Annotated in this window: 23 protein-coding genes; 15 read left to right on the top strand and 8 right to left on the bottom strand. The window is 29.7% G+C overall.

Going from position 1 to position 24998, the window contains the following annotated elements; translation table 11 throughout:
• Nucleotides 1-188: 188 nt before the first annotated feature.
• The gene (locus EYW44_RS21290) at nt 189-1205 is read left to right on the top strand and encodes a M12 family metallopeptidase (protein WP_132727691.1); all 1017 of its coding nucleotides are present in this window, start codon (nt 189-191) and stop codon (nt 1203-1205) included.
• Between the two features lie 77 nt (nt 1206-1282).
• On the opposite strand, the gene EYW44_RS21285 is transcribed toward EYW44_RS21290, so the two are convergent.
• Nucleotides 1283-2521 (bottom strand): glycosyltransferase, encoded by a 1239-nt coding sequence (locus EYW44_RS21285; protein ID WP_207893826.1) that lies wholly within the window; start codon nt 2519-2521, stop codon nt 1283-1285.
• A 183-nt stretch (nt 2522-2704) separates the two neighbouring features.
• Between EYW44_RS21285 and lpdA the strand changes: the two genes are divergently transcribed.
• Nucleotides 2705-4105, top strand: a complete 1401-nt coding sequence (gene lpdA, locus EYW44_RS21280) for a dihydrolipoyl dehydrogenase (protein ID WP_132727687.1) — start codon at nt 2705-2707, stop codon at nt 4103-4105.
• A gap of 75 nt (nt 4106-4180) precedes the next feature.
• On the opposite strand, the gene EYW44_RS21275 is transcribed toward lpdA, so the two are convergent.
• Complete coding sequence (locus EYW44_RS21275; RefSeq protein WP_132727684.1) at nt 4181-4552, bottom strand: hypothetical protein; 372 nt, start codon at nt 4550-4552, stop codon at nt 4181-4183.
• A gap of 158 nt (nt 4553-4710) precedes the next feature.
• Here EYW44_RS21275 and EYW44_RS21270 point away from each other — a divergent pair, with 158 nt between their 5' ends.
• Nucleotides 4711-6471 (top strand): T9SS type A sorting domain-containing protein, encoded by a 1761-nt coding sequence (locus EYW44_RS21270; RefSeq protein ID WP_132727681.1) that lies wholly within the window; start codon nt 4711-4713, stop codon nt 6469-6471.
• Nucleotides 6472-6576: 105 nt separating this feature from the next.
• Here the strand turns inward: EYW44_RS21270 and fabD are convergent, their stop codons facing one another.
• Entirely contained in the window at nt 6577-7467 is an 891-nt protein-coding gene (gene fabD, locus EYW44_RS21265; protein WP_132727678.1) for an ACP S-malonyltransferase, read from the bottom strand.
• Nucleotides 7468-7534: 67 nt separating this feature from the next.
• Here fabD and EYW44_RS21260 point away from each other — a divergent pair, with 67 nt between their 5' ends.
• From EYW44_RS21260 to EYW44_RS21245, 4 genes are read left to right on the top strand one after another with little or no spacing between them, the layout of a single operon-like run.
• The gene (locus EYW44_RS21260; protein ID WP_132727675.1) at nt 7535-8239 is read left to right on the top strand and encodes a queuosine precursor transporter; all 705 of its coding nucleotides are present in this window, start codon (nt 7535-7537) and stop codon (nt 8237-8239) included.
• A gap of 15 nt (nt 8240-8254) precedes the next feature.
• Nucleotides 8255-9499, top strand: coding sequence for a mechanosensitive ion channel family protein (locus EYW44_RS21255; RefSeq protein WP_132727672.1), 1245 nt, complete (start codon nt 8255-8257; stop codon nt 9497-9499).
• 8 nt (nt 9500-9507) lie between these two features.
• Nucleotides 9508-9759, top strand: a complete 252-nt coding sequence (locus tag EYW44_RS21250; protein WP_132727669.1) for a hypothetical protein — start codon at nt 9508-9510, stop codon at nt 9757-9759.
• 36 nt (nt 9760-9795) lie between these two features.
• On the top strand, nt 9796-10872 hold the full coding sequence (locus EYW44_RS21245; protein WP_132727666.1) for an ABC transporter permease: 1077 nt from the start codon (nt 9796-9798) through the stop codon (nt 10870-10872).
• Between the two features lie 48 nt (nt 10873-10920).
• On the opposite strand, the gene EYW44_RS21240 is transcribed toward EYW44_RS21245, so the two are convergent.
• From EYW44_RS21240 to EYW44_RS21225, 4 genes are all read right to left on the bottom strand, one after another.
• Nucleotides 10921-11106, bottom strand: a complete 186-nt coding sequence (locus EYW44_RS21240; protein WP_132727662.1) for a hypothetical protein — start codon at nt 11104-11106, stop codon at nt 10921-10923.
• Nucleotides 11107-11152: 46 nt separating this feature from the next.
• Nucleotides 11153-11338 (bottom strand): hypothetical protein, encoded by a 186-nt coding sequence (locus EYW44_RS21235; protein WP_132727659.1) that lies wholly within the window; start codon nt 11336-11338, stop codon nt 11153-11155.
• A 33-nt stretch (nt 11339-11371) separates the two neighbouring features.
• The gene (locus EYW44_RS21230; protein WP_132727656.1) at nt 11372-11563 is read right to left on the bottom strand and encodes a hypothetical protein; all 192 of its coding nucleotides are present in this window, start codon (nt 11561-11563) and stop codon (nt 11372-11374) included.
• A gap of 195 nt (nt 11564-11758) precedes the next feature.
• On the bottom strand, nt 11759-13411 hold the full coding sequence (locus EYW44_RS21225) for a helix-turn-helix domain-containing protein (RefSeq protein WP_132727653.1): 1653 nt from the start codon (nt 13409-13411) through the stop codon (nt 11759-11761).
• A gap of 277 nt (nt 13412-13688) precedes the next feature.
• Here EYW44_RS21225 and EYW44_RS21220 point away from each other — a divergent pair, with 277 nt between their 5' ends.
• From EYW44_RS21220 to EYW44_RS21185, 8 genes are all read left to right on the top strand, one after another.
• Nucleotides 13689-14135, top strand: coding sequence for an acyl-CoA thioesterase (locus EYW44_RS21220; RefSeq protein ID WP_132727650.1), 447 nt, complete (start codon nt 13689-13691; stop codon nt 14133-14135).
• Nucleotides 14128-14937, top strand: coding sequence for a DNA/RNA non-specific endonuclease (locus tag EYW44_RS21215; RefSeq protein ID WP_243643712.1), 810 nt, complete (start codon nt 14128-14130; stop codon nt 14935-14937). The genes EYW44_RS21220 and EYW44_RS21215 overlap by 8 nt, the downstream gene beginning before the upstream one ends.
• Before the next feature lie 455 nt (nt 14938-15392).
• The gene (locus tag EYW44_RS21210; protein ID WP_165872298.1) at nt 15393-16382 is read left to right on the top strand and encodes a HEAT repeat domain-containing protein; all 990 of its coding nucleotides are present in this window, start codon (nt 15393-15395) and stop codon (nt 16380-16382) included.
• The gene (locus tag EYW44_RS21205; protein WP_132727645.1) at nt 16375-17772 is read left to right on the top strand and encodes a glycosyltransferase family 2 protein; all 1398 of its coding nucleotides are present in this window, start codon (nt 16375-16377) and stop codon (nt 17770-17772) included. The genes EYW44_RS21210 and EYW44_RS21205 overlap by 8 nt, the downstream gene beginning before the upstream one ends.
• Before the next feature lie 447 nt (nt 17773-18219).
• Complete coding sequence (locus EYW44_RS21200; RefSeq protein WP_441351385.1) at nt 18220-20640, top strand: YaiO family outer membrane beta-barrel protein; 2421 nt, start codon at nt 18220-18222, stop codon at nt 20638-20640.
• Nucleotides 20640-22376: a DUF4838 domain-containing protein gene (locus tag EYW44_RS21195; RefSeq protein WP_132727639.1), complete on the top strand. Its 1737-nt coding sequence runs from the start codon at nt 20640-20642 to the stop codon at nt 22374-22376. The genes EYW44_RS21200 and EYW44_RS21195 overlap by 1 nt, the downstream gene beginning before the upstream one ends.
• Nucleotides 22373-22855: a DUF1573 domain-containing protein gene (locus EYW44_RS21190; RefSeq protein ID WP_132727636.1), complete on the top strand. Its 483-nt coding sequence runs from the start codon at nt 22373-22375 to the stop codon at nt 22853-22855. Before EYW44_RS21195 ends, EYW44_RS21190 begins: the two co-directional genes overlap by 4 nt.
• 101 nt (nt 22856-22956) lie before the next feature.
• Nucleotides 22957-23496, top strand: a complete 540-nt coding sequence (locus tag EYW44_RS21185; RefSeq protein WP_132727633.1) for a hypothetical protein — start codon at nt 22957-22959, stop codon at nt 23494-23496.
• A gap of 122 nt (nt 23497-23618) precedes the next feature.
• Here EYW44_RS21185 and EYW44_RS21180 read toward each other — a convergent pair whose 3' ends face one another.
• Complete coding sequence (locus EYW44_RS21180; protein WP_132727630.1) at nt 23619-24566, bottom strand: hypothetical protein; 948 nt, start codon at nt 24564-24566, stop codon at nt 23619-23621.
• Between the last annotated feature and the right edge of the window lie 432 nt (nt 24567-24998).

The raw sequence follows: 24998 nt of genomic DNA, 5'->3' as shown, positions 1-24998 counted from the left end.
ATCACCACACCTTAACAAAAAACTCACAACCCTAATAATCAAACACTTATATTTTAAATTAACATTTTAGCTTAAAAATTAACCCCGAAAATTAACCTATACTTTCAGAAAAATATACTTTTAGGTAATCTTAATTTCATGAAATTATATTAGAGAATAAGATTAATAATTAATTAAACCATTTATTTATGAATACTCCTAAAATGTATTTAGCGGCTTTAGCCGCTACAATGTTTATTGTGTCTTGTCAAGACGAAACTGCAAACACCATAGACGACTCTTCAGTTAGTGAAACTCAATTAATTCAACCAGAGGAAGCTTTTCCAAACTCAGTAGGACAATCAAAAACCCTATATTATGGAGAGCAAAAATTCGACTTTCAAGTAAATAGCGACACCTATGTATTAGAAGGTGATATTTTATTTGACAAAAATGATTTAACAGTAGCTCCAGACGTTATTGGTGAGCCTTCTTTAGAAGAGAACACTAGATCTGTAGGTAGAACTGGCGGAAGATGGGCTAACAACACTGTTCCATTTGTTATTGACGAAAACTTAGTGAACCAACAACGTGTAAGAGATGCTATTGCTCATTGGGAAGCAAACACAGCTTTACGTTTTGTTGCAAGAACTACTGAACGTGACTTTATTCGATTTGTAACTGGTGGAGGTTGTGCTTCTTTTGTAGGAAGAAGAGGTGGACGCCAAGACATTCTTTTAGCTCCTGGGTGTAGCACTGGAAACACCATTCACGAAATTGGACATGCTGTTGGTCTTTGGCACGAACAAAGTAGAGCAGACAGAGATGATTTTGTTACAATCAACTTTGAAAATATTGAAGAACGTGCAAGAGGTAACTTCTTAACATACGAACAATCGGGTCAGGATGGAGATGAGTTTACAAACGCCTTAGATTTCGGATCTATTATGATGTATGGTTCTTTCTTCTTTTCTTCTAACGGAGAGCCTACTATTGTAAGAAGAGACAACGGAAGAACTTTTGAAATTCAAAGAAACGGACTTTCTAGAGGAGATATTACTGGAATCAATCAAATGTATCCTCCTGCTAACAACAACGATATTTGTGATGGAGTAGCTGCATTTGTTAATGGTAGAGCTTACCCTGTTGGTGCCCGTGTAACTTTTAGAGGTTTCTTATTTGAAAGAGTTGTAGGCGGATGGACTAGAATCGGTCAGTGTGGATAATATGGTAACAACATACCAATCACACTAAATTATCTTTATACATACTAAAAATGCTACTTTTTACAAGTAGCATTTTTTTATTTTTTATTCTTTAACTCTATCCATTTACTCATAAACTTTGTTGCTTGTAATGTTTGATGTTGAAGCAAGCTTCCTAAAAAATTTTGTTGACGATGCTCTATTAAATTACTTTCTATATTCTTTAATGCATTTATAAACACAGCTTGTAACTTATCCTTATCATATAATGTATTAATAATTTGTACACCATTACTCTGAAACTCTTTCCATTGTAACTCATTATTATATAGCGCAGTTGCGCTATCAGCAAAATCACTTAAATCATTTACTATATAGCCATTCCAAGGTAAATTTGCATGCATTCCTTCTGCTCCAATATTAGTTGTAACACTTGGTGTACCACAAATCATTCCTTCAGTAAGCTTACCTTTAATTCCGGCGCCAAAACGTATCGGAGCTAAAACAACTCTTGCCTTTTTTACTACTTCTTCTGCATTCTCTGCAAAACCTTTAACTAAAAAATTTTCTTGAGGCTTATGTAAATCTTGAATTTGTTGTGTTGCATAAGCTCCATAAATATGAAGTACTGCTTTAGGTAATTGCTTATGAATTGTTTTCCAAATTTTCTTTAACTGCAAAACAGCATCTACGTTAGGTTGGTGAAAAAAGTTTCCTACAAAAACAAAATCTTTTCTCTCTTCATAAGAAAGCCATTCTGCCACATCTTCACTTTTCAGTTTATTTAATAAAAATGGAAGATACAACAACAGGCGTTCATTTATATTGAACACGTTTTTCAACAATTCCATTTCATAAGAAGAAATAATTAAGCTAACATCGCAACGTAAAATAGCTGCTATTTCTCTTTTAGCTTCATCAGAAATTAATAGGCTTTTAGTATCAAAACTTTCTCCTTTTTTTAATTGTTTATGACGTACTTTCCTTAAAAAATGTAGATCTTCAGTGTCTAACACACGTATTGCATTAGGACAATTTTCTGAAACTCTCCACCCAAACTGCTCCTCCATCATAAATCGATCAAATACAACTATATCAGGATTCAATTCTTTCACAAAAAAATCAAAAGTAGAAGAATTCAATTCTATAGAAACTTCTGAAATTAAAGGACTCACTTTACCTAAATCAATTGCTTTTTCTCCTTTTTGAGCTGGTGAAGCAAAGGTTACTTTATACCCTATTTCTGTAAAAGTATTTATCAATTGTAACATCCTACTTCCTGCTGCAGAAGAATTAGGCTCAACCCAAACATACCCAATAATTAATACTTGTTTCATTGGCACAAAGTACGGAATGTTTTCAATTATTAAGAAACTATTATGGCTGTGCTTTTTTACATTTTTTTCAGCATAAAAATGGGTATTCAATAAAATACTGTTAAGTGATTCCTAAAATAAAAAGAGTTCTTTTCTACAAATCAACATTTATACGTAGTTTTGTATTTAAAATAAAGATATAAAATGAAATACGACATCATCGTTATAGGTTCTGGTCCTGGTGGATACATAGCTGCGGTTAGAGCTTCTCAATTAGGAAAAAAAGTAGCTATTATTGAAAAATACGCAACATTAGGAGGAACATGTTTAAATGTTGGATGTATTCCGTCAAAAGCATTATTAGATTCTTCTCATCATTATTACGATGCGGTTCATCATTTTGAAGAGCATGGAATTTCTGTTGAAAATCCTACGTTCGATTTTCAGAAAATGATTGATCGTAAAGCTAAAGTAGTAGAGCAAACTACTGGTGGGGTTAAGTTTTTAATGGATAAAAACAATGTTGATGTTTACGAAGGCTTAGGTTCTTTTGAAGATGCTACACATGTAAAAGTATCTAAAAATGATGGAACTTCTGAAGTTATTGAAGGTACAAACATTATTATAGCTACAGGTTCAAAACCATCAACTTTACCTTTTATCAATATCGATAAAGAACGTATTATTACTTCTACAGAGGCTTTAAAATTAAAAGAAGTGCCAAAACACTTAATCGTTATTGGTGGTGGTGTTATTGGTTTAGAGCTTGGTTCTGTATATAAAAGATTAGGAGCTGATGTTTCTGTTGTAGAATATGCTCCAACAATTACTCCTACAATGGATAAAGATGTTTCTAAAGAACTTACCAAAGTTTTAAAGAAACAAGGTGTAAAATTCAACGTTAGTCACGGAGTAACTGCTGTTGAAAGAAAAGGAGACGAAGTAGTTGTTACTGCTACTAACAAAAAAGGAGAAGAAGTTACTTTTACTGGTGATTACTGTTTAGTTGCTGTTGGTCGTAGAGCGTACACTGATGGTTTAGGTTTAGAAAATGCTGGTGTAAAAGTTACAGAACGTGGGCAAGTAGATGTGAATGATCATTTACAAACTAATGTATCTAATATTTATGCTATTGGTGATGTAGTTAGAGGAGCTATGTTAGCTCATAAAGCTGAAGAGGAAGGTGTTGTTGTAGCTGAATACTTAGCTGGTGAAAAACCACATATTGATTACAATTTAATTCCTGGAATTATCTACACTTGGCCAGAAGTTGCTGCAGTAGGTAAAACTGAACAAGAATTAAAAGACGCTAAAGTTGATTATAAAGCTGGAAAATTCTCTATGCGTGCGTTAGGTAGATCTCGTGCTAGTGGTGATATTGATGGTTTTGTAAAAGTATTAGCTGATAAAAATACTGATGAAGTTTTAGGAGTACATATGGTTGGAGCACGTGTTGCTGATTTAATTATGGAAATGGCTGTTGCAATGGAGTTTAGAGCTTCTGCAGAAGACATTGCTCGTATTTGTCACGGACATCCAACTTATTCTGAAGCTGTTAAAGAAGCGGCTAAAGCTGCTTGGGATGGAAAGCCTTTAAATGCTTAAATTCTAGTTTAGAAAAAATACAAAAACCTGTGATACATTTTCACAGGTTTTTTTGTTTTACAATAGAAGTACATACTAATTATTGTAAGAATTAATCGTACTACTAGAAAACCATAATGTCATCTCGTAAGTATCTGGTGTTGGTTGACTAACACCTGTTCTATTACAATGCCACAATCCAAAGTTTCTTAAAAACCAATACTCTTCATTTTCATCTGCCAATTTATGGTAAGCAAGAACAAAAAACTCAAATTCAAAATAAGGAGTTCCTACAATATCAGCCACATCATTATAGGTTAAAACCACCTGTTCTTCTACATCACAAATAGGTGTTCTATTCGCAATAACTAAAGATGTTTTAGACTGTTCTTCTAAAATTTCTAAGTCTTCATTGCTCGTACAAGCAATAGCAATAAAAAGTAATGTAATTACATAAAAATTTTTCATTGGTATTCGGGGTTTAAAAGGTTAATAATTAAAGCTATGAAACTTTCTTCTAAATCAAGTTAACATAGTTTTAAAACGACTCCCATCTTAACAGTATCTATAAAAAAGCGTTAATTTCTTCATATATTCACAATTAACAAACCCAAAAACTTCCAAAAATGAAATTAAAAATTACACTTATTTCCTTTTTCATTCTTTTAACCATTAAGGCTCAAAACTTTATAGAAAAGCAGCTCCCCGCTCCAGAAAAATTAAGTTCTTTCTTTATTGGTCCTCTTTTAAAATCTACCATACATTATGGTAAAACTCCCAGTAATTTTAATGGTGAAGTATTATTATTTAACCATGGTTATATCGATTTAAATCAGCTGTTTTTTACTAATAACACTTTTTATTCAGATGCTTATAATGCAGGGTACCAAGTTGTTTTTGTTGCTACTACAAGAGGAGAAGGCATGTGGAAAAACGGTGAATTACTTGCAGAATCTATAGATATTGTTAATCAAAAATACAATAGCAACCAATTAACCATTATTGCACATAGTAATGGTGGTAAAGCTACTGAAGTTGCTATGTATACACATAACAAAAATCAACAAGTAAAAAAAGTAATTGCTTTAGGAACACCTTTCTGGGGAACTTATTTAGCTGATGTTTCTCAACAATGGTGGTTTAATTGGATATGGAAAAATACTGGTTTAAATGAAGGAAGTGCTACTTCTACTACGTATTATTGTAGAGATGTTGTAAGACCTTATTTTGACAACCTACCTAATAACGAACCTGAAAAATTCTATATTTTAGGAGCTTCAGGATTTAACAAAGGGCATACACTACTTGCTCCTTTAATGTTTACTAGCGGAACAATTTTATATGTTGCTCAAGGAACAAATGATGGTGTTACTCCTTACAGTAGTTCTTTAAGACCAAACGGGAATTACATATTTAATAAAGGAGAAGCTAAATTAGATCATATTGATGTAGCACTAGGACAATATGTTTGGAAGTACATTCATCCTATTTTAAAAGGAACAGCTTCAAGAAATAGCTCTCAAAAAACTAACATTAGCTCTAATAACACCATTGTAAGTAATTATCAAATTATTAACTCTGAAAATAAATACGATCAAATTTTAGCTAAAAACGAAAATGCCATACTAAACATTGAAGTTTTCCATGATAAAAATGCTGAGGATTTTGTTTTATATGCAGATCAAAAGAAAGTATCTAAAATTAGTTCTTCTAAAAATTTTCAAAGCTATTATACTTTAAAAAATGTAGCAGAATTAACTTCTTTAGAAGGGAATGCTCGTTTTGCGGCTTTTGTGTATCATTCAGATGGTCCTGTAATGAAATTAGAAAACAATCATATTTCTTTTGATAACTTCTCTAAAAACATTGAAGATATTGAAGTAGATGCGATCATTACTAAAACTGCTGATTTATATGGAAATCCAGTACAAGAAGATTCTTTTGTCTATTCATTTTCATTAAACTCAAATGAAAATACATTCTCTTTAGATACGGCTAATTTTAAAGAAGGAACTTATAGCATGTACATTACTGGAAAACATGCAGACTTTTCAAGATCTATTATTTCTGGATTTTCTGTTGGAGAATTATCGAAAACAGCTATCAATGAAAATGCTGTAAACACTATTACTGATTTAAATATATCTCTTCAGTCAAACCAAATTTCTGAAAACATCGTATTGTTTAATAATGATAGTAACGTAAATGGAGAAATAAGAGCTTCTGTATATAATTTAAATGGACAATTACAACTAAAAGAAACTTTACGTAGTAGTAATAATAGTTATAATTTACAAAGCAATGTATCTTCTTTAAGTAAGGGAATTTATATCCTTTCGGTAGAATCAAATAATTTGAAAAAGACCTTCAAAATATTTAAAAAGTAATTTAATTGTCAAGCTGAGTATAGTTAAGCTTACAACCGTAATTGTACTCAGCCTGACAAATTAAAAATAAAAGAAACTTCTGTTATCTTTTATAGAGTATAGAAATTACTCTGTAGCAATAGCTGCTCCACTAGCAGTAACATTTCTATCTATTTTACGCATTAATCCTTGTAAAACTTTACCAGGACCAACTTCTACAAATTCAGTTCCTCCATCAGCAATCATTGCTTGAATACACTGAGTCCATCTTACAGGACCTGTTAATTGTGCTATTAAGTTTGTTTTAATTTCTTCAGGACTAGTAACTGCTTTAGCTACTACATTTTGATATACAGGACACGTAGGTTCATTAAAAGTAGTTTCTTCAATAGCTTTTGCTAATTCTTCTCTAGCTGGCTCCATTAAAGGTGAATGAAAAGCTCCACCAACTGGTAATACTAATGCTCTTCTAGCTCCTTTTTCCTTTAATATTTCACAAGCTTTATTAATTGCTGCAACTTCTCCAGAAATTACAAGCTGACCTGGGCAATTGTAATTTGCTGCTACTACTATTCCATCAATAGAAGCACACACCTCTTCTACTACATTATCTTCTAAACCTAACACAGCTGCCATAGTAGACTCTTGAGCCTCACATGCTTTTTGCATTGCTTGTGCTCTTTTTGATACTAACTTTAATCCATCTTCAAAAGATAATGCTCCGTTAGCTACTAAAGCAGACAACTCTCCAAGTGAGTGTCCTGCAACCATTTCTGGCTTAAAATCGTCACCTAATACTTTTGCTAAAATTACAGAATGTAAGAAAATAGCTGGTTGTGTTACTTTTGTTTGTTTCAACTCTTCTGCCGTACCTTCGAACATAACGTCGGTGATACTAAATCCTAAAATAGAATTTGCTTTTTCAAAAAGTTCTTGTGCAATTGGAGAACCTTCGTACAAATCAAGCCCCATTCCAGTAAATTGAGCTCCTTGTCCAGGAAAAATATATGCTTTCATAAGTTTGTTATTGTCTTTTGTTATGTATTGCAAACATAATCAATTTTAATTTTGCTAATTTCGTTTTATGACCAATCAAAATAAACTATTAGCACAAAACATTTTTCTAATTTTAGCTGCATTATTTATTTCTTCTTTAGTAGTATCTAATTTAATTTTTCAAAAATTCTTTTACTGGTATCCTTTTGATATAGAAATTTTCGGAGTTAAATTATTTGAAGTATCTGTAGGATTATTACCATATCCTATAACTTTTTTAATTACAGATCTTTTATCAGAAATTTACGGAAAAAAGAAAGCTAACCAAGTGGTTATTGCAGGTATTTTTGCTTCTTTCTTTTCTTTAGGGATCATTTATGTAGGTCAAATAGCTAACTCTACTGCATGGTCTCCAGTTGACAATGAAACCTATAATTTAGTTTTCAGTGGTGCTCCATTAGCGGTACTTGCCTCAATGTTGGCTTACTTATTTGCACAGTTTATAGATATTAGAATTTATCATTTTTGGAAAGATCTTACTAAAGGAAAGCATTTATGGTTGCGTAATAATTTTTCTACTTTTTCATCGCAATTTATAGATACGTTAACCGTATTACTGTTATTATGTGCTGTTGATATTATTGCATGGGATAAGTTTTGGGGACTCTTAATAAGCGGTTTCATTTTTAAAGTTTTAGTGGCTATTTTAGATACACCTTTATTGTATTTATGTGTGTATTTTTTCAAAAAACAATTTAACTTGCAGCCTGGTGAAGAAATCAAAAATATTTAATTAAAAACATACATTTTGAATCGTTTTTTTTATACGCTATTTAAAGAAAAAATAGGAATTACTCATGAAGTATCAACCTATTTAAACGTTATAAGTAACTTACTAATTATTGCTATTTTAGGGTATTTACTTTTTAAAGTTATTCGTTACTATGGTAGTAAGTTTATTAAAAAAGTTGCTAATAAAACCAAAACAGAATTTGACAATATTTTAATTGAAAATAAATTCTTTTTAAACATTTCTAGAGTTTTTATTTTCTTAATTACCTATGCTTCTTTACAACATATTCTTATTGACTTTCCAGATTTTTTAAAGTACGCACAGCGTTTTACAAACCTGCTAATTGTAGTGAGTTTTATATGGTTAGTTAAAAGTATTTTACAAAGCATAAAAGATTTTTTACGCACATTTAGTGCTTTTAAAGACAAACCTTTAGAGAGTTATGTTCAAATTTTCATGATTTTACTTTGGATCATAGGGTTTGTAGTTTCTTTTTCTATAATTACCGGAAAACCTTTGTTACGTTTCTTTACTGCTTTAGGTGCTTTTTCTGCGGTACTTTTATTAATTTTTAAAGATACAATTCTTGGTTTTGTGGCTAGTATTCAAATTTCTGTGTACGATACTGTCCGTCTTCAAGATTGGATTACAATGGAAAAGTATGGAGCCGACGGAAATGTTACTGAAATAAACTTAACTTCTGTTATTGTAAAAAACTTCGATAATACAATTACCAGTATTCCTACTTACTCTCTCATTTCTGAATCGTTTAAAAACTGGAGAGCTATGAGTCATTCTGGTGGAAGAAGAATAAAAAGAGCCATCAATATTAAAATTAATAGTATTCAATTTTTAGACGAAAAAGCTATAGAACATTTTAAAAAGATTGAGCTTTTAAATAGTTATGTTAATGAAATTTCTGAAGAAGTGAATCATTATAATACTACTAATAATGTTGACAAATCATTGCTTATTAATGGTAGAAATCTAACCAATTTTGGAATGTTCAGAAAGTATTTAGATTTATACTTAGATCAGCATCCTAAAATTAATAAGGACTTATTATTTATGAGTCGACAATTGGCTCCTACTGAAAATGGAGTTCCGTTAGAAATTTATGCTTTTAGTAGTGAAAAACAATGGTTAATTTATGAACGCGTTATGGCTGATATTTTTGATCATATTTTTGCTAGTGTTCCTTATTTTAATCTAGAAGTTTTTGAAAACCCTTCAAGTAAGGATATCATGAATTTGAAATAATAGGTTTTATGGATCTACTAATCATCCCGTTAACTAATGATTTTAGAGTAAAAGATGAAGAAGAAGTAGCTGAACTTAGCAACGCTTCTGCTGAAGAAATTATTAAAAAAATAACCTATTATGTTAAAGAAGGAGCTAATTATAAAATAGATATTTACAAAAATTACAATGACCTTGCTATTTTTGGCTTCGGTAAAGAATTTGGTTCTTTAATTTCTGTTCAGAAAAAAAGGAGACAGTGTTCTTATCAAATATTTTAAGAAAAACCCTAACTTTTCAACTGTAATAGGCAAAAAATGAAATCAACAAACTCTCTTTGGCATTTAGCCCTACAAAAATTCAAAAAAAACAAACTCGGTGTTGTTAGTTTTTGGTACATCATTTTTTGTGGATTCATTGCTGTTTTTTGTTATTGGCTAGCTCCTGACAATACCAATTCAGCGAATCAAATGCATTTAGAGATTCATTCGAAACCTATTGGCTTTTCTACTCAAATTGTAAAAATTCCATTAGAAAATTCTAAAAAAAACTCTCTTATCAGTTCTTTTTTATTCGGAAAAGAAATTAAGTTTGATGAACTCCCCATAACATCTTTTAAAATAAAAGACACCAAGCTTGAAGTTATTAAATATGCTGATGGCTTACCTAAAGAATTTGATTTAAAAATATTCAAAAATGCTCCAGAAGATTTTATTGAAACTAAGACATTTTATTTAGGAACTGATAAATATGGAAGAGATCTTTTAAGTAGATTGTTAATTGGAGCTCGCATCTCATTTTTTATAGGATTCATTGCTGTATTTATTTCATTAATTATTGGCATTCCTATTGGTGCTATTGCAGGCTATTATGGCGGAAAAATAGATGCTTTAATTATGTGGTTTATCAATATCACATGGTCTATTCCTACACTTCTATTAGTAATTGCTATTACTTTGGCTTTGGGTAAAGGGTTTTGGCAAGTTTTTATTGCTGTAGGTTTAACAATGTGGGTAGAAGTTGCCCGTATAGTTCGTGGACAAGTAATTACAACCAAACAACAACAATATGTAGAGGCTGCCAGTGTATTGGGCTATTCAGATTATAGAATTATTTTCAAACATATTTTACCTAATATTTTAGCGCCTATTATCGTAATTTCTGCTGCAAATTTTGCTGCGGCTATTTTAATTGAAAGTGGATTAAGCTTTTTAGGGATAGGAGCCCAACCTCCTACTCCATCTTGGGGTAGCATGATTAAAAACCATTATAACTATATCATTTTAGGAAAACCTTTTTTAGCTGTTATTCCTGGAATTGCAATTATGAGTTTAGTAATGGCTTTTATGTTATTAGGAAATACACTTAGAGATGCTTTAGATGTAAAGAGTTAAGTAAAAAGCACAGCTTATATCACAAGCTGTACTTCTTTTTATATGAGTTTACAAAGGTATATACTCTCCGCTACCATCGCAATAACCTATAGATAAAGTTAGTGCTCCGCAAATACCTATATATCCATTAGCGCAAGCAGTTTCACATGGCTCGTCAAAACCTCCCCCTCCATTAATTTCTTTCTGTTTACTTGCTGTTATTTTTTCTCCTAGATTTAAAATTGATTTTTTCATACTAAAAATTTAAAAGTTAATTAAATACTTGAGTTTTACCTTGTGATTAAAATATAACACACCATCCGGTAGAATGTTCTGGAGTTTTATAACAGCGATCTCCTACATCAATGCAATCAAATATGGTGTTACATCGTACATTTGTAAATATAAAATGACCTCCATTAATAGTAGTTTGTTCTTTTTTACTTAATTCTTGTGTTCCTTTTAGGTTTAAAATGTTTTTTAACATAATTGTTTTTCTTAAAAGTTAATACGTGTTTGTTTAATAAATTACATAGCCTCCGTTACCATCACAATATCCTGGACAGTGTGGAAATCCACATCCAGTAAATTTGCCATCATAGGTGTGTGGACAAACCTCATGACACTGTTGCTGAGCTGCAAAGCCTCCATTAACTTGTTTCTGTTGTACAGCTGTTAAGCTTTTACCTAAAATTAAAATTGATTTTTTCATAAAATTTATATGATTTAAAAATTGATTAAATCCTTGAACATTTAAAGACACTCAAAGCTTATGTCTCTCTTCGCGAAAAGTTAGTCCTAACCTAGATAACTCTATTTCAAGACTGACTCAAAGCTATTTAGAAGGAAGTAATTTTAAAAACAAACTCTATTTCAATTTATAAATTGAAAGGAAATAATGTTGAATTTAAACTTCAACGTCCATTTTTTTTATGTAATAAGATGGTGTTAAGCCTGTAACTTTTTTAAATGCTCTATAAAAAGTATTACTTGATGCAAAACCTGCTAAATCTGCAATATGATCTATAGTTAAATTTCTGTATTCATATGAGTTTTCAATGCTTTTTAATACATAAGAAACCCTCAATTCATTAATAAAACTAGAAAATGACTGCTGATAGCTTTCGTTTATAATTTTAGATAAATAAGAAGTATTGGTATTCATTTTTTTAGCCATTTTAACTAGTGTAATTTCTTTTTCTAAATAAAATTCAGATGCAATCAATTTTAAAATAGCATTATAAATTTCTTTCTTTTTCAATTCTTCTATTACCGTAGTTTCTGTTTTTTCTTTTTCGTTATTAGTTAACTCTTTTGCTAATTCTCTATTCTTTAAAAACAACACATGCTTTTGTTTTTCTTCTTTCTTATAAAAGTAAAAAACTGTTGCTAAAATTAACACTGCAAAAAGTAATAATGCTATAAAAAACAACAAATTAGTTTGCTGTCTTTTTATAATCAGTTCATTGTTTTTATTTTCATTATTCAAAATTTCAATGGTAAGTTCTTTTTTATCTGCCTCATATTTTTGAGTGATATCTGCTATCTCTTGTTTTACTTTTAAATTATCTAAAGAATCTTTTAATTTTAAATACACATCATTCTTCATCATTGCTTTTTTGTACTCCCCTTTTTCAATATATAATTCCCTTAAATTATTATAAACAGCTATGGTTTCTTCAAGCGTGGTGTACTTTAAAGCTTTATTATAAAAAGTAATTGCATTATTCCAATCTTGTTTTATTTGATAAGCCTCTCCTAAGTTACTATACAACCAGTTTAAACGACAATAATCATTATTTTCTAATCCTTTTTTGGCATACATAATCGCTTTATCGCTGTCTTTTTGCTGAATGTAAAAATCACTTAATTGAGAATAATACGTTGGTAACATTAATTGCCATCTCTCTTTTACTGCTAACGCTATAGACTTTTGTAAATAAGGCAACTGTCTTTCATCATTTTTATAAATATTAGCCAATTCAAAATATAAGGAACTCCTTGTTTTGGCATTAGAAATAAATTTTATGGTTTTTAATAAATAATCACGGTAATTCTCTTTGTCTTTTAACTCTTCATAAACTTTTGACATAGAATAATAAGTTCTTGCATACCTCATACTATCTTTTGAATTGTACTGGTCTTTTTTTGCTAAGAGTTTTTCTATCTGTATATGATTTGCTGATAATTTTTTATAGTCTTTTTCATAGAACAAAATCTCTCCTAACAACAAACGAGAATCAACTAAAATACTGTCACTAATACTTTTTTTATTCTTTATAATTTTATGTAAAATTTCTTTAGCTGTATCTGTGTTCGCTTCCCAAAACAAAACTTTAGCTTTAAAAATATTCCAATAAGAACTGATCTCTTTGTTATCAATTTCACGAATATTTAAATGTATTTTTTCAAGATAATAATGAGCACTATCAAATTGCTTTTCAGTACCCAATTTGCTCACCTTGTAAAACAATTTATGCAATTCTTTTTTGTTTTTCTGGCTCCATAAACTATGATTTATGAAAACTAATAGGAGGAAGTATTTTAAATAATTTTTCATTTTGTGTAGTTCGCAATATTTAGATATAGCCAATTGACAGGAAAATTCAAAACTAACTATGTATAAGCTAGTTTGAAACAAAAAAACATCTCAATTTATAAATTGAAAGAGATAAAACAGTTAATTTAAACCTAAAATATAAAACAAATACAAACCTTATTTTTTCACTGTTCCAATCAAAAAACCTTTACATAGTATAAGTTTTTTTTATGTTTTTGACCGCTTTGCTATTAATATTGTTCTATATATTTGTTCAAAAATTCATTTAAATTTCAATATGAACTTTACTGTAAACTTTACCACAAAATGGGCAGATTTTGATGCTAATATACATATGCGTCATACAGCTTATAATGATTATGCAGCGGAAGCTAGACTTCGTTTTTTTAATAAATTCGGAATTACAATTCACGATTTTACCAAAGAAAAAGTTGGTCCTATTTTATTTGAAGAAAATACCCGTTTTTTAAAAGAAATTCACATGGGAGAAGATGTTTCTGTAAACTTAAAAATTACAGGATTATCAAGTAAAGGTGAACGTTGGAAAATTCAACATGAAGTTTTTAATAGTCAAGGAAAAGTATCTGCTGTAATTAATGTATATGGTGCTTGGTTAGATTTAGTAAAACGTAAACTAACTGTACCACCACAAAAGTTTCAAGATATTTTTAAAGACGCTGAAAAAACTGAGGATTTCAAAGAAATTATTTTAAAGAGTGAATAATACAAAACGTATACTTTCTGCCATCATTTTAATAATCACTTTAGTTGGTTATTATATGAACGAACAAGAAGAAAAAAACAACCAACCTGTATTGGATGACGCAACTGTGGTAACAGCTACGTCTGATTTTGATTTTTTACCTACTTCTACAACTAAGCAGATTGTAAATCACAATTATTATTCGTTATCATATAGCGAAAAGGATGAGCAACCTGAATGGGTTGCTTATACCTTACGTAAAAAAGACATTGTATATACCGATTTTAAACGTCCTTATTTTATAGATGACCCAAAAGTTCAAACTAAATCTGCTAGTTGGAAAAACTATAAAAAATCAGGATATGACAAAGGACACCTTTGTCCGGCGGCCGATAGAAAATTTTCTAGAAAAGCATTCAATGAAACTTTTTACACTTCTAACATTTCTCCACAAGAACATCAGTTCAATGCTGGGGTATGGAATCGTTTAGAGCAAAAAGTTCGTTATTGGACAAAAAAATATAAGCAGTTATATGTTGTTACCGGTGGTGTATTAACTGACAGTAATTTAAAAAAGATTGGTAAAGAAAGAGTAACAGTACCTAAATATTTTTATAAAGTATTATTAGACTACAGCAAACCAGAAATAAAAGCTATTGCTTTTTTAATTCCACATGAAGAAAGTAATAAACCGCTTTACAAATTTGTTGTTTCTATTGATCAGTTAGAAAAAAGAACAGGTATCGATTTCTTCCCTAATTTACCTGATAAATTAGAAAAAAAACTAGAAGCTAGTAATAATTATAAAAACTGGTCGTTTTAATTCCAAGTTTTAACAAATTAATATCAAAAAATGTAATTTTATTTTCAAAGCGAAATCTAGTATACAAAAGCACAATATTAACAGACACTTTTTTTAAAATAATGCCGTCTAATAGAAATTTCAATCTAATTATTTAACATAAACAAATTAAAAAAACACATATAGTAGTCTTTTTCTGGCAGTAAAACTTTGAATATTAAAAAAATATAGTACATTTGGCGAGTCATTTTAGTCACCCCCACAAAAACATAAGTTCGAAGTTTAAAAACTAACCCTACTAAACATTAATCAACTTTTAAATTATGAACGAATTGTGGTACTCTTTGGTGGAGATGTATTATGTTGCAGAAACATTTTCCATGGAAAACTTTATAGTTTTCCTTATGGTAGTAAGTAATTTTTTAATATTTACTATTCTTTTATTATTCCTATTAGTCGCTATTACGCGAACTAAAATGATAGCTAAAAAAACAGCTAGCTTACACCCAAAACTTTCTCTATTTTTTAATGATATTTTAAAAAATCATAAAAAATATACTGATCAAGAGATTGTAACAAAGTATAATGAAATTATCAAAAAAAAATCTCGTTTAGCTTACAACACCAGTATCGATATAATGGTGGAGCTAAAAGAAAGTAATAATTACAGTAACGAAATAATTGCTAGAGTATTCAACCTATTATCTTTAAATACCTATGTAAACAACAAGACAAATCATATAAAGTCTAGTGAAGTTTATAAAGCTATAGATATTTTAGACCAATTAGACATACATTCTGAAGGACTTAACGTTTTACCTCATGTACATAGTAAAAACATAGAAATCAGAAAGAAAGCTAGATTGTCATATTTCTTATCTAATGAAAAAGAATCTTTTAATTTTTTTAATACAATAGATGGCGATATATCTCGTTGGGATTTCATTGAATTAATGAACTCATTAGAAAAGTTAAAAGAAAAAGGTACTTTAAGAAGCTTAGGTCCTTGGTTAGCTAACAATACCAATAAATCTGTTACTTGTTTTCTAATAAAAGCAATTGGTCATTTCAATCAATTTGAAAATAAAGAATTGTTATTAGAGAAAGCATTAGATAAAGATGAAGATATTAGAATTGCTGCCATTGAAGCTTTAGGTGCTTTAAAAATAGAAGAAGTAGAAACCATGTTGACTGACAATTACGAAAAAGAGACTATTGAATGCCAAAAGGCAATAATAAAGTCTATAAAAAATTTCAATACGGGAAAATCATTAGATTTTCTTGAGAAAGTATATAACAATACATATCAACACGATATTAAAACAAGCATAGCAAATACCATTTACTCCTACAATGGTGAAGGTAGAAATTTGTTTGAAAAACTGAAACAAACAAGCAACCACTCTAAACTTTCCATTTTAAAACACGTAGAAACCCCTTTAATTAAATTTAAAGAATATGCTTAATTCTTTTGAAGTGTTTATATTCATTTATAGTTCACTTCTTATATCAAGTTATATCTTTTTAGCGGCTTTATCTATGATCAATATTTTTAGGTATAAAGCTTACAATTTAGATTCCGATGATCTTACGTTATATGATTCTGCATATGCACCTGGTATTTCTGTAATAGCACCTGCATACAATGAAGAAAAAACGGTGATTGCCAATGTACACTCGCTACTAACATTAAAATATCCTCTTTATGAAGTGATCATTGTTAACGATGGTAGTAAAGATAAAACCCTTGAAAAACTAATTAATGAGTTTGATTTAGTAGAGGCTCCTTTTAATTATGTAGAAAAAATTAAAACCAAGCCATTTAAAAGAATTTTTAAATCTACCAACCCAAAATATGACATCCTAACAATTGTTGACAAAGAAAATGGTGGTACTAAAGCAGACGCTTCTAATGCAGGAATAAATGCCTCTGTGTTCCCTTACTTCTTATGTACAGATGTTGATTGTATTTTACAAGAAAATACATTAACTAAAATGATTATGCCTTTTCTTAAAAAAGGAAAAAAGGTAGTAGCAGTTGGAGCAACATTACGAATGGTTAATAGTTGTGATTTAGAGTCTGGTAGATTGAAACGAATTAAAGTTCCAAAACCATTAATTCCACGATTTCAAGAACTAGAATACATGCGTGCTTATTTGTTAAGTAAGTTTGGTTGGAGTTTAATAAACTGTGTACCTAATGTGTCTGGTGGATTGGGGATGTTTGATAAAGAAATTGCCATTAAAGCTGGTGGTTATGATGGGAAATCTCATGCTGAAGATATGGACATGGTTACCAGAATGAGAAAATATATGTTTGACAACAACAAAGATAATGTGGTTGACTACATTCCGTTATCTTGTTGTTGGACAGAAGGTCCTCCAAACACCACTGTTTTAAACAGACAAAGAACACGTTGGGCTTCTGGATTAATGCAGTTATTTTCTGATCACAGAAAAATTCTATTCAATCCAAAATATAAATTAATGGGGCTAGTGGTATATCCGTATGCTTTCTTATTTGAGTTTTTAGCTCCTGTAATTGAAGTGTTAGGAATTATAGTACTAATACTACTGGCTGTTTTCGGACAAATTAATTGGCTTATGGCATTAATCGTTTTTTTGTATTCCTATTCGTTTGCCATTTTAGTGTCTCTTTTAATTATAATTTTAGATAAAACCGTACATTCTTATTACGAATCCTCAAAAGATATATATAGATTAATAATTGCTGCTATTTTAGAACCTTTTCTTTACCATCCACTAATTGTGTATTACGGTATTAAAGGATACATCACCTTTTTAAGTGCTAAAGAACTTAGCTGGGGAAGTATGACCAGAGCAGGACTTGATTAATAATTTAAAGATGATTACCCTACAATCATGAAAAGAAAAATAATATTACTCCCAATACTATATTTTATATTCACATATAATTCATTTTCACAAACAGAAAATGAAACTACTTACTTGGAAAAAGCACAGCGCTTGGTTCAAAAAAAAGAATACCGAAAAGCTGCAGATGCTTGTTTAAGCGGACTAAAAATAACTCCAGAAAACTTAGACTTAAAAGAATACTTAGGTAAAAGTTATTTAGAGTTAGGTAAATTAGATAGTGCTAGATATATTTTACGAAAAGTTGTAGAAACTAAAGAAAAGAACAAGACTGCTTTAAAACACCTAATTAATACCGAGTATATATCTAAAAGATTTTCTTCTGCTATTTGTTATGTGAATGAACTCTTAGAACAAGTTCCTTACGACAAACAATTATGGCTTAGAAAAATAAATATCTACAATGATATGGGAAATACAGAAGAAGCTTTTAACACTGTAAAAAGACTTAAAAGTATTTTTCCTAAGGATATAGTAGTCAACAACACGTATAACGAATTGTACTTAAAAAGAGGCGACACTTTATTAAATGGTGCTACTATTAATAACTCTAAATCTATTTATGAAAGTCTCTTAAATGAAAATCCAAACGATAAAGACACTTACCTTCTTTTGGTAAAGGATGAACTATCACAAGGAAATAAATTAGCCGCTTTAAATTATATAGAAAAAGGGTTACGTGTGTATCCTAAAGACAAAGATTTTATAAAAAAGAAAGTTGGTATTTTAGAGAGCTTAAACAGATACAATGAAGCTTTAGTTTATTTAGAAAACAAAAAACAAGACAAAGAACTTTTCAATCTTTATTTATACATTTTAAACAAGGCTAAAGGATATTATAAAAATCAAGATGTTTACGAACTTCAAAAGAAAGAATATACAGTAACAGGAAACAAAAAAGAATTAGCAAAATTAGTTGATATGGCTATTGCTAAAGGACTTCATTCTGAAGCTTTATACTATATTAATCAAGGCTTAAAACGTAATGAAAACGACATACAAATATTAGCTTTAAAACTTAATTTGTACAAAGCTTCTAAAGACAATAATAATTACGAAAAATTACTAGATCAATTACACAAAGTACACCCTAACCATTCCGATTTTAAAGAAAAATACAACCGTTTAGCATACAATAGAGGAAAAAGTGCTCTATTGGTAAAAGAATATACACCTGCTTTAAAAGAGTTTTCATATTTAAGTACAGAATCAGATTATAAATTGTTGGCTTTGGAAAATATGTTAACTATTTATCAGCAACAAAAAAGACATCAAAAAGCACTTGAATTAATTGAAAAATTAACAGTTTTAAATCCTGAAAAAACAGATCGATATCTGTTTAAAAAAGCAACAATCTATCAACAACAAAAAAAATATAATGATGCCTTGGCTATTGCTAAAAAGTTATTGACTGAAAATCCTGATATTATTGAATACGAAAATTTATTTTCAGGAATTTCAGAAGCTTACGTTGCTGATTTAATGAAAAACAAGCAATACAAAAAAGCTTTAGAAGTAATTACAGAAGTGATTACTCTAAAATCTACGCCGTATTTACACAATCAAGCAATTATTGCTGCTATTGCCATAAAAGATTATGAACGAGCTATTGCTTTTGCCGAAATTGCGAAAGAAACCAATACAGACGATAAGCAAACATTACTAAAACTTGCCGAAGTATACCTTAAAACCAAGGAACATGACAAAGCGATAGACTTATTAACTTTTTTACATAAAAGCTATCCTTTTGACGGAAAAATAAAAGCATCGTTAGCTAAAGCTTTATTTTTAAAAGGAGCTGAATTAGAACAACAGCAAAATGTTGATTTAGCTTTAAAGTACTACCTAAAGTCTATAGAAATAGGAGATAAAGAAAATCCTGCTATACATAGTGTTGCGGATATGTATCTTAGAAAAAAAGAACCTAAAAAACTAGTTACACTATTTAATCAACTTGAAAAAGAAGAAAAAGTTAATAAGCAGTTATGGTACAAAAAAGGTGTGGCTTTTGAATTACTCAAACAACCAGACTCTGCTTTATACTATTTTGAAAAACATACACCTACTTTAAAAGATTATGAAGCTTGGAATCATAAGTTAAACAGTTTAACCTATGCTTCTCTTAAAAACCAGTTAGATTTTAGTTACACAAATAATCAATCAGATTTTAATAATCTAAAATCAAATATTGGTTCTATTCGATATACCAGATTTACCCCTAAAAATAGTTTTTTTGCTGAAGTAAATCACATTTCAAGAAATGAAGAAGTTGCCTTACAACTACATCTTGGATGGTTTCATACACTTTCAAAAACTTTATATACAAGAATCAGTTATGCTATCAGTGATCAAATTTTTCCGAATCATAAAATAACAGCTTCAGTATTTAAAAGTTTAAAAAACGATTTTGAATTAGAAGTAGGTGCTCAACTTATCTTTTTTAATGAAAGTAATAATATTTTAACAGGAGTTTTAGGAGCTTCTAAAACAATAGATGATTTTTGGTTAAATGCGAAATTATTTTTAGTTGCTAGTGGCAATAATACTGTTAGAAATAACATCTTATTACAATCAAGATACTTTGTTAATAATTCTGACTATGTTTCATTAATGGTTTCTACTGGTTCTACTCCTTTTGATGAAAATTTAGACTTTCAAAATGGTGCTTTTTATAATTTAACAAACACCATGTACGGAGCTGGATATTACAAACAAATTAATAAAAAATTAGTGGTGGGAGCTCAATTAAATCAATTTAGCTTTAAAACCACTGACGATCAATTTTTAAACCAAACTGGCTTGTTTTTTGTATTGAAAACGAAGTTTTAATGAAGAAAACAAGTAACTACATACAACAATTTACGTGTTTAACGATACTATTTCTTTTTGTGATGAATACCTACTCACAAAAAGCAGATTTTAGTTATAGAGAACCTTATTTTTTAGAAATAAACACGCCTAAATTTGCTTTAAAATATCATACGCATCGACTAGATGATGAATGGGGTATTTGGGGACATAATGTATACAAGTTACTAGAAAACACAAAACATACTGACTCTGTTTATGCTTTAATTAATGGCATTAGAAATAAAAAACAACTTTGTTTTGCAAGTACTGAATTAGAAGAAATGATTCTTGCTAAAACCATTGATTCTGATAAGAAAAAGTACATTATTGCTCCTAAAGACAATGCTTTATCTTGTCAATGCGATCTCTGTAAAAAATTAGGAAACACCAAAACAAATTCTAGTCCTGCTGTATTTACTTTATTAAACAAGTTAGCCAGTAAAAAACCTCATTTATCTTTTTATACGTTAGTTTATCCACCAGTAATACATACACCTACTTTCGACATTGAAAAAAATGTAGGCATCTTATTTAGCACCATTAAATATCAACAAGGAATTCCTTACGAACGTCAAAAAAATTTTGACAAATTACATCAAGAACTTTTACAATGGAAAAAGAAAGTAAATGAAATTATTGTTTGGGATTACGCATTGAACTTTGACAACTACAACGACTTTTATCCTATGTTACAAGTCGCTCAAAAAAATCTCCGCTTTTTTAAATCTATAGGAATTAACGGTGTTTTTTACAACGGTAGTGAGTCGTATGCTGCTTTTCAGGAATTAAAAACAACTATTCTATCTAAATTACTTGTTGATGTAAATATCGATATAAAAAAAGAAATTAAGAATTACTTTTACAACCACTACCCTAGTGCTATTGCAGAAATTCTTACCCCTTTTTACTTAGCAATAGAAGATAATTTCTATGCATCAAATAAAAAGCAACACATTTATAGTAACATTCGTAAAACAGAGAAAAAATACTTAGAACTCAATAGCTTTTTTACTTTTTACGATGAATTACTTGCCAAATACAAACAATTAGTAGAGCCTTCAAACAGGGTTCATAAGTTACTTATTTCAGCTACCTATTTAAAATTAGAGCTCATTCGAATTCATGGTATCGGTACTTTACCAAAAAGTAGCGATACTGATATTTCTGAAATGTTAGTGATGTTAAAAACACTTACAGAAAAGCTTCATATTGTTGAGCTAAATGAGACCAAAGCTACTTTCAAAGAATATATTTATTTATGGGAAAAAGAATTAAAAAAGCCTAAATTCAAAAATGAATTACACCTACATCAACTTATTATAAATAGTAAACTAGACGAAGATTATAAAAATGTAAAAATGTTAGTTGATGGCAAGTCAGGTTTTTTAGATTACAACACCAATTGGTTTATTGTAAGTAAAAACGATTTGGTTTTTCAGTTACACAAAAACATAAAAAAAGAAGATACTTTACTGTTAAACTTTTTAAACGATCCTGTCCATCATATTTATTTCCCTAAAGAAATTACAATAACTATTGATGGAAAAGAAAGTTTCAGAAAAAAAATAAAAAACACGCAAAAAAAAGAAACACAACAAGTTTCTTTTAACTTTCAAAAAACATACAATACCCCAATAATCGTAACTATTAAAAGACGCTTTTCTGATCGTAAAAGCGCTATTGCTAGTGACGAAATTATTTTAAAAAGCAAATGAAAAACACATACTTACTCCTTCTTTTAGTAATCACTATGTCGTGTGGTAAATACACTGATGTTAGTAAACTTCCTAAAACTATCATGACATTTAAACACCCAAATAGAAAATACAATCCTATTGTGAAAGGAAAAGTATTAGAAATGTCGTTTCAGTACACCAACGAAGGAGATCATCCTTTGGTAATTTCAGAAATACAAACCTCTTGTAACTGTACTATCTCTGATTACACAACAAGAGCCATTGGTAAAGGACAGAGCGGATATATTAACTTGCATTTTGATAGTTTTAAAAACCTAGGAAATGTAAAACAATATGTTACTATTATAGCGAATGTAGAAAATACCTTAGCTAATACTATTAGTTTTGAAACTAGAGTTATTTCTAAACCTAAAAAAAATACCGATTACGAAGAAGCTTATTTTAAAAAGCATGGAATTAAAGTTGTTTCTGGATGGTATATTCCTACTGATGGGTAAAATCTTAAAAATAAATTAGATTCTCTATAAATAATTAGTGAATTTAAAATCTTTCAATTTTATACTTAAATTTATTTCAATAAACTAATAAACAAAAAGTAATGCCAGAATTAGAAATACAATCAAATATAAAAATAGATGCACTTTCCGATACTCATAAAAATCAATTAGAGGAAATTTTAGCTCTTTTTGCTGAAATGAACGTTACTAAAATAGAACCTATTATTGACGAAAATGTTAATGATAAAGACTCTTTAGGTAAATATCAAACATTAGCTGTATTGAGAGATCTTTTTATTGATTTTAAAAATAGCGGTGATACCAAGGTTAGCATAGAAATAGGAAAATGCAATAGTAATTGCTATCCTGACTGTGCTGTTTTTAATTTAACAGGAAATACTTCTAACAAAAATTTTGCTTTTGTTTTAGATAAAGAAAACGGAATTATTAAAAAGTTACATTACTGTGGTTTATTTTCTACAAAAGATAATATTCAGAAAAAACCAGATGTAGACATGTATATAAATGCTTTGAAAAAAGAAGTAGAAATGGAAGGAGGAGACACAAGTCAATATGATTCTGAAGATACTAGAGAAATGCTAAAACATGCTTTGAATATGGGTTGGAATGTTGGTAAATAATCTTTTTGGTATGCTTCATAAAATACAAATAAAAAAGGCTATCTATTAACAGACAGCCTTTTTACTTATATAGACACTCCCCCTAAACGTAAGCATTTAGGAAACTCTTTAATTTTTCACCATTAATAATCCATACGAAGTATGTGTGAATTATTTCCGTACCATCCTGCTTGATGCTCTGTAAAACCATCTTGAGCTTTAAAAGTTAATGGTGCTGGCGATCCTACACTAAATCCAAATACTTTATCAATAGCATAGGCACGTTTAATAATATCATCGTTTAAAAACTTCCCTTCAATAGGTGTGTATGCATCAAAGATTGAAAAACTTTCAAAGTATACCGAAAACCTTAATCTGTTAGTCGTTTCTACATTCACCCAGTTGCTCCAATATTGCTCTGTTTTTGTAAGAGCTCCAACCGAACTATAGAAAAACCAATACTCTTCATACTGACGTCCTTTTACACGAACACTTGAATCATTCGGAAAAATATCATAGCCAGTTCTTTTCACCACCTCTTTTTCTTTTTTATTTCCATGTTTGTATACCTTTAAATATTTATTATAGTTAAGCAATTTTCTCTCTCCTACTTCTAACTTCCCTGCATTATATGCTTCTAAAAACTCATTCACATAATCATCTCCTCCAGGCACAATGCTATACACAAAATCTCCATCTATTCTAAAAATAATGTCGTTTATTATAACCTCTCCGTTTGCATTTAATAAATACAGTAATACCTGGTCTTCAGAACTTACAGAAGGTATTCTTTTTAAATGTATGCCTAGCTTTTCTGCTTCTTCACTCCCCATATTTTTTACCAATAATAAAGATACTCTTCCTGTTTCTAAAAACTCATTTCTAGACTCTTTGTATAAATCATGGTCTCGCTCAATTATTTCGTTAATTCTTCTTTCTAAATAGTCAAAGTTTTTGAAGGTCAGTATGCCTTTATTTTCTGTTTTAGAAGCTACTATTTCAGTAGATGTTTCTCCATTTATGATGACCTCTTCATCCTTACAGCTTACCATTATGACTAAAGCAAAAATGCTTAAAAATATTTTTCTCATTTTGTTCTCTTGTTATGTTTAGTTTGTTTCGATTGTTATACATACGATCGAAAAATTATATCAAGGGAGATCAACCCTTGAAGCAATTGCTTATTTGCCTTAAGGAGTTAGAAAAAAGAAAAAGGTTACCCCAAAAAATGAAAAAAGATTATGTGATCAAAAAAAGGTTGTTTTACTTCTCCCCTCGCTATACCTAAGATAATAATGTCTCAAAACGTCTTTACGAGTGGAACACAGTGAAGCGAAGTAATCTCTAAATCGTTGAACTTAAAATAAAATTGCTAACTAAAAATGAACAGATTGCTTCGTGCCTCGCAATGAACTGTGCTTAAAAACAAATATTTTCTTGATAATTTTCTATATATTTTTGCTTAGAATTAGCTATTGCAAAAGCTTGTTTTAAAAGTTTATTAGCAATAGCTATTTTTATAA

It is taken from the genome of Tenacibaculum sp. M341 (assembly GCF_004337695.1).
GTDB lineage: Bacteria > Bacteroidota > Bacteroidia > Flavobacteriales > Flavobacteriaceae > Polaribacter.
This window is presented reverse-complemented; position numbering and strand designations above follow the sequence as displayed.

Coding starts and splice junctions, on each gene's coding strand:
- EYW44_RS21290 (WP_132727691.1), top strand. CDS start 189: ATGAATACTCCTAAAATGTATTTAGCGGCTTTAGCCGCTACAATGTTT.
- EYW44_RS21285 (WP_207893826.1), bottom strand. CDS start 2,521: ATGAAACAAGTATTAATTATTGGGTATGTTTGGGTTGAGCCTAATTCT.
- lpdA (WP_132727687.1), top strand. CDS start 2,705: ATGAAATACGACATCATCGTTATAGGTTCTGGTCCTGGTGGATACATA.
- EYW44_RS21275 (WP_132727684.1), bottom strand. CDS start 4,552: ATGAAAAATTTTTATGTAATTACATTACTTTTTATTGCTATTGCTTGT.
- EYW44_RS21270 (WP_132727681.1), top strand. CDS start 4,711: ATGAAATTAAAAATTACACTTATTTCCTTTTTCATTCTTTTAACCATT.
- fabD (WP_132727678.1), bottom strand. CDS start 7,467: ATGAAAGCATATATTTTTCCTGGACAAGGAGCTCAATTTACTGGAATG.
- EYW44_RS21260 (WP_132727675.1), top strand. CDS start 7,535: ATGACCAATCAAAATAAACTATTAGCACAAAACATTTTTCTAATTTTA.
- EYW44_RS21250 (WP_132727669.1), top strand. CDS start 9,508: ATGGATCTACTAATCATCCCGTTAACTAATGATTTTAGAGTAAAAGAT.
- EYW44_RS21245 (WP_132727666.1), top strand. CDS start 9,796: ATGAAATCAACAAACTCTCTTTGGCATTTAGCCCTACAAAAATTCAAA.
- EYW44_RS21240 (WP_132727662.1), bottom strand. CDS start 11,106: ATGAAAAAATCAATTTTAAATCTAGGAGAAAAAATAACAGCAAGTAAA.
- EYW44_RS21235 (WP_132727659.1), bottom strand. CDS start 11,338: ATGTTAAAAAACATTTTAAACCTAAAAGGAACACAAGAATTAAGTAAA.
- EYW44_RS21230 (WP_132727656.1), bottom strand. CDS start 11,563: ATGAAAAAATCAATTTTAATTTTAGGTAAAAGCTTAACAGCTGTACAA.
- EYW44_RS21225 (WP_132727653.1), bottom strand. CDS start 13,411: ATGAAAAATTATTTAAAATACTTCCTCCTATTAGTTTTCATAAATCAT.
- EYW44_RS21220 (WP_132727650.1), top strand. CDS start 13,689: ATGAACTTTACTGTAAACTTTACCACAAAATGGGCAGATTTTGATGCT.
- EYW44_RS21210 (WP_165872298.1), top strand. CDS start 15,393: ATGATAGCTAAAAAAACAGCTAGCTTACACCCAAAACTTTCTCTATTT.
- EYW44_RS21205 (WP_132727645.1), top strand. CDS start 16,375: ATGCTTAATTCTTTTGAAGTGTTTATATTCATTTATAGTTCACTTCTT.
- EYW44_RS21200 (WP_441351385.1), top strand. CDS start 18,220: ATGGGAAATACAGAAGAAGCTTTTAACACTGTAAAAAGACTTAAAAGT.
- EYW44_RS21195 (WP_132727639.1), top strand. CDS start 20,640: ATGAAGAAAACAAGTAACTACATACAACAATTTACGTGTTTAACGATA.
- EYW44_RS21190 (WP_132727636.1), top strand. CDS start 22,373: ATGAAAAACACATACTTACTCCTTCTTTTAGTAATCACTATGTCGTGT.
- EYW44_RS21185 (WP_132727633.1), top strand. CDS start 22,957: ATGCCAGAATTAGAAATACAATCAAATATAAAAATAGATGCACTTTCC.
- EYW44_RS21180 (WP_132727630.1), bottom strand. CDS start 24,566: ATGAGAAAAATATTTTTAAGCATTTTTGCTTTAGTCATAATGGTAAGC.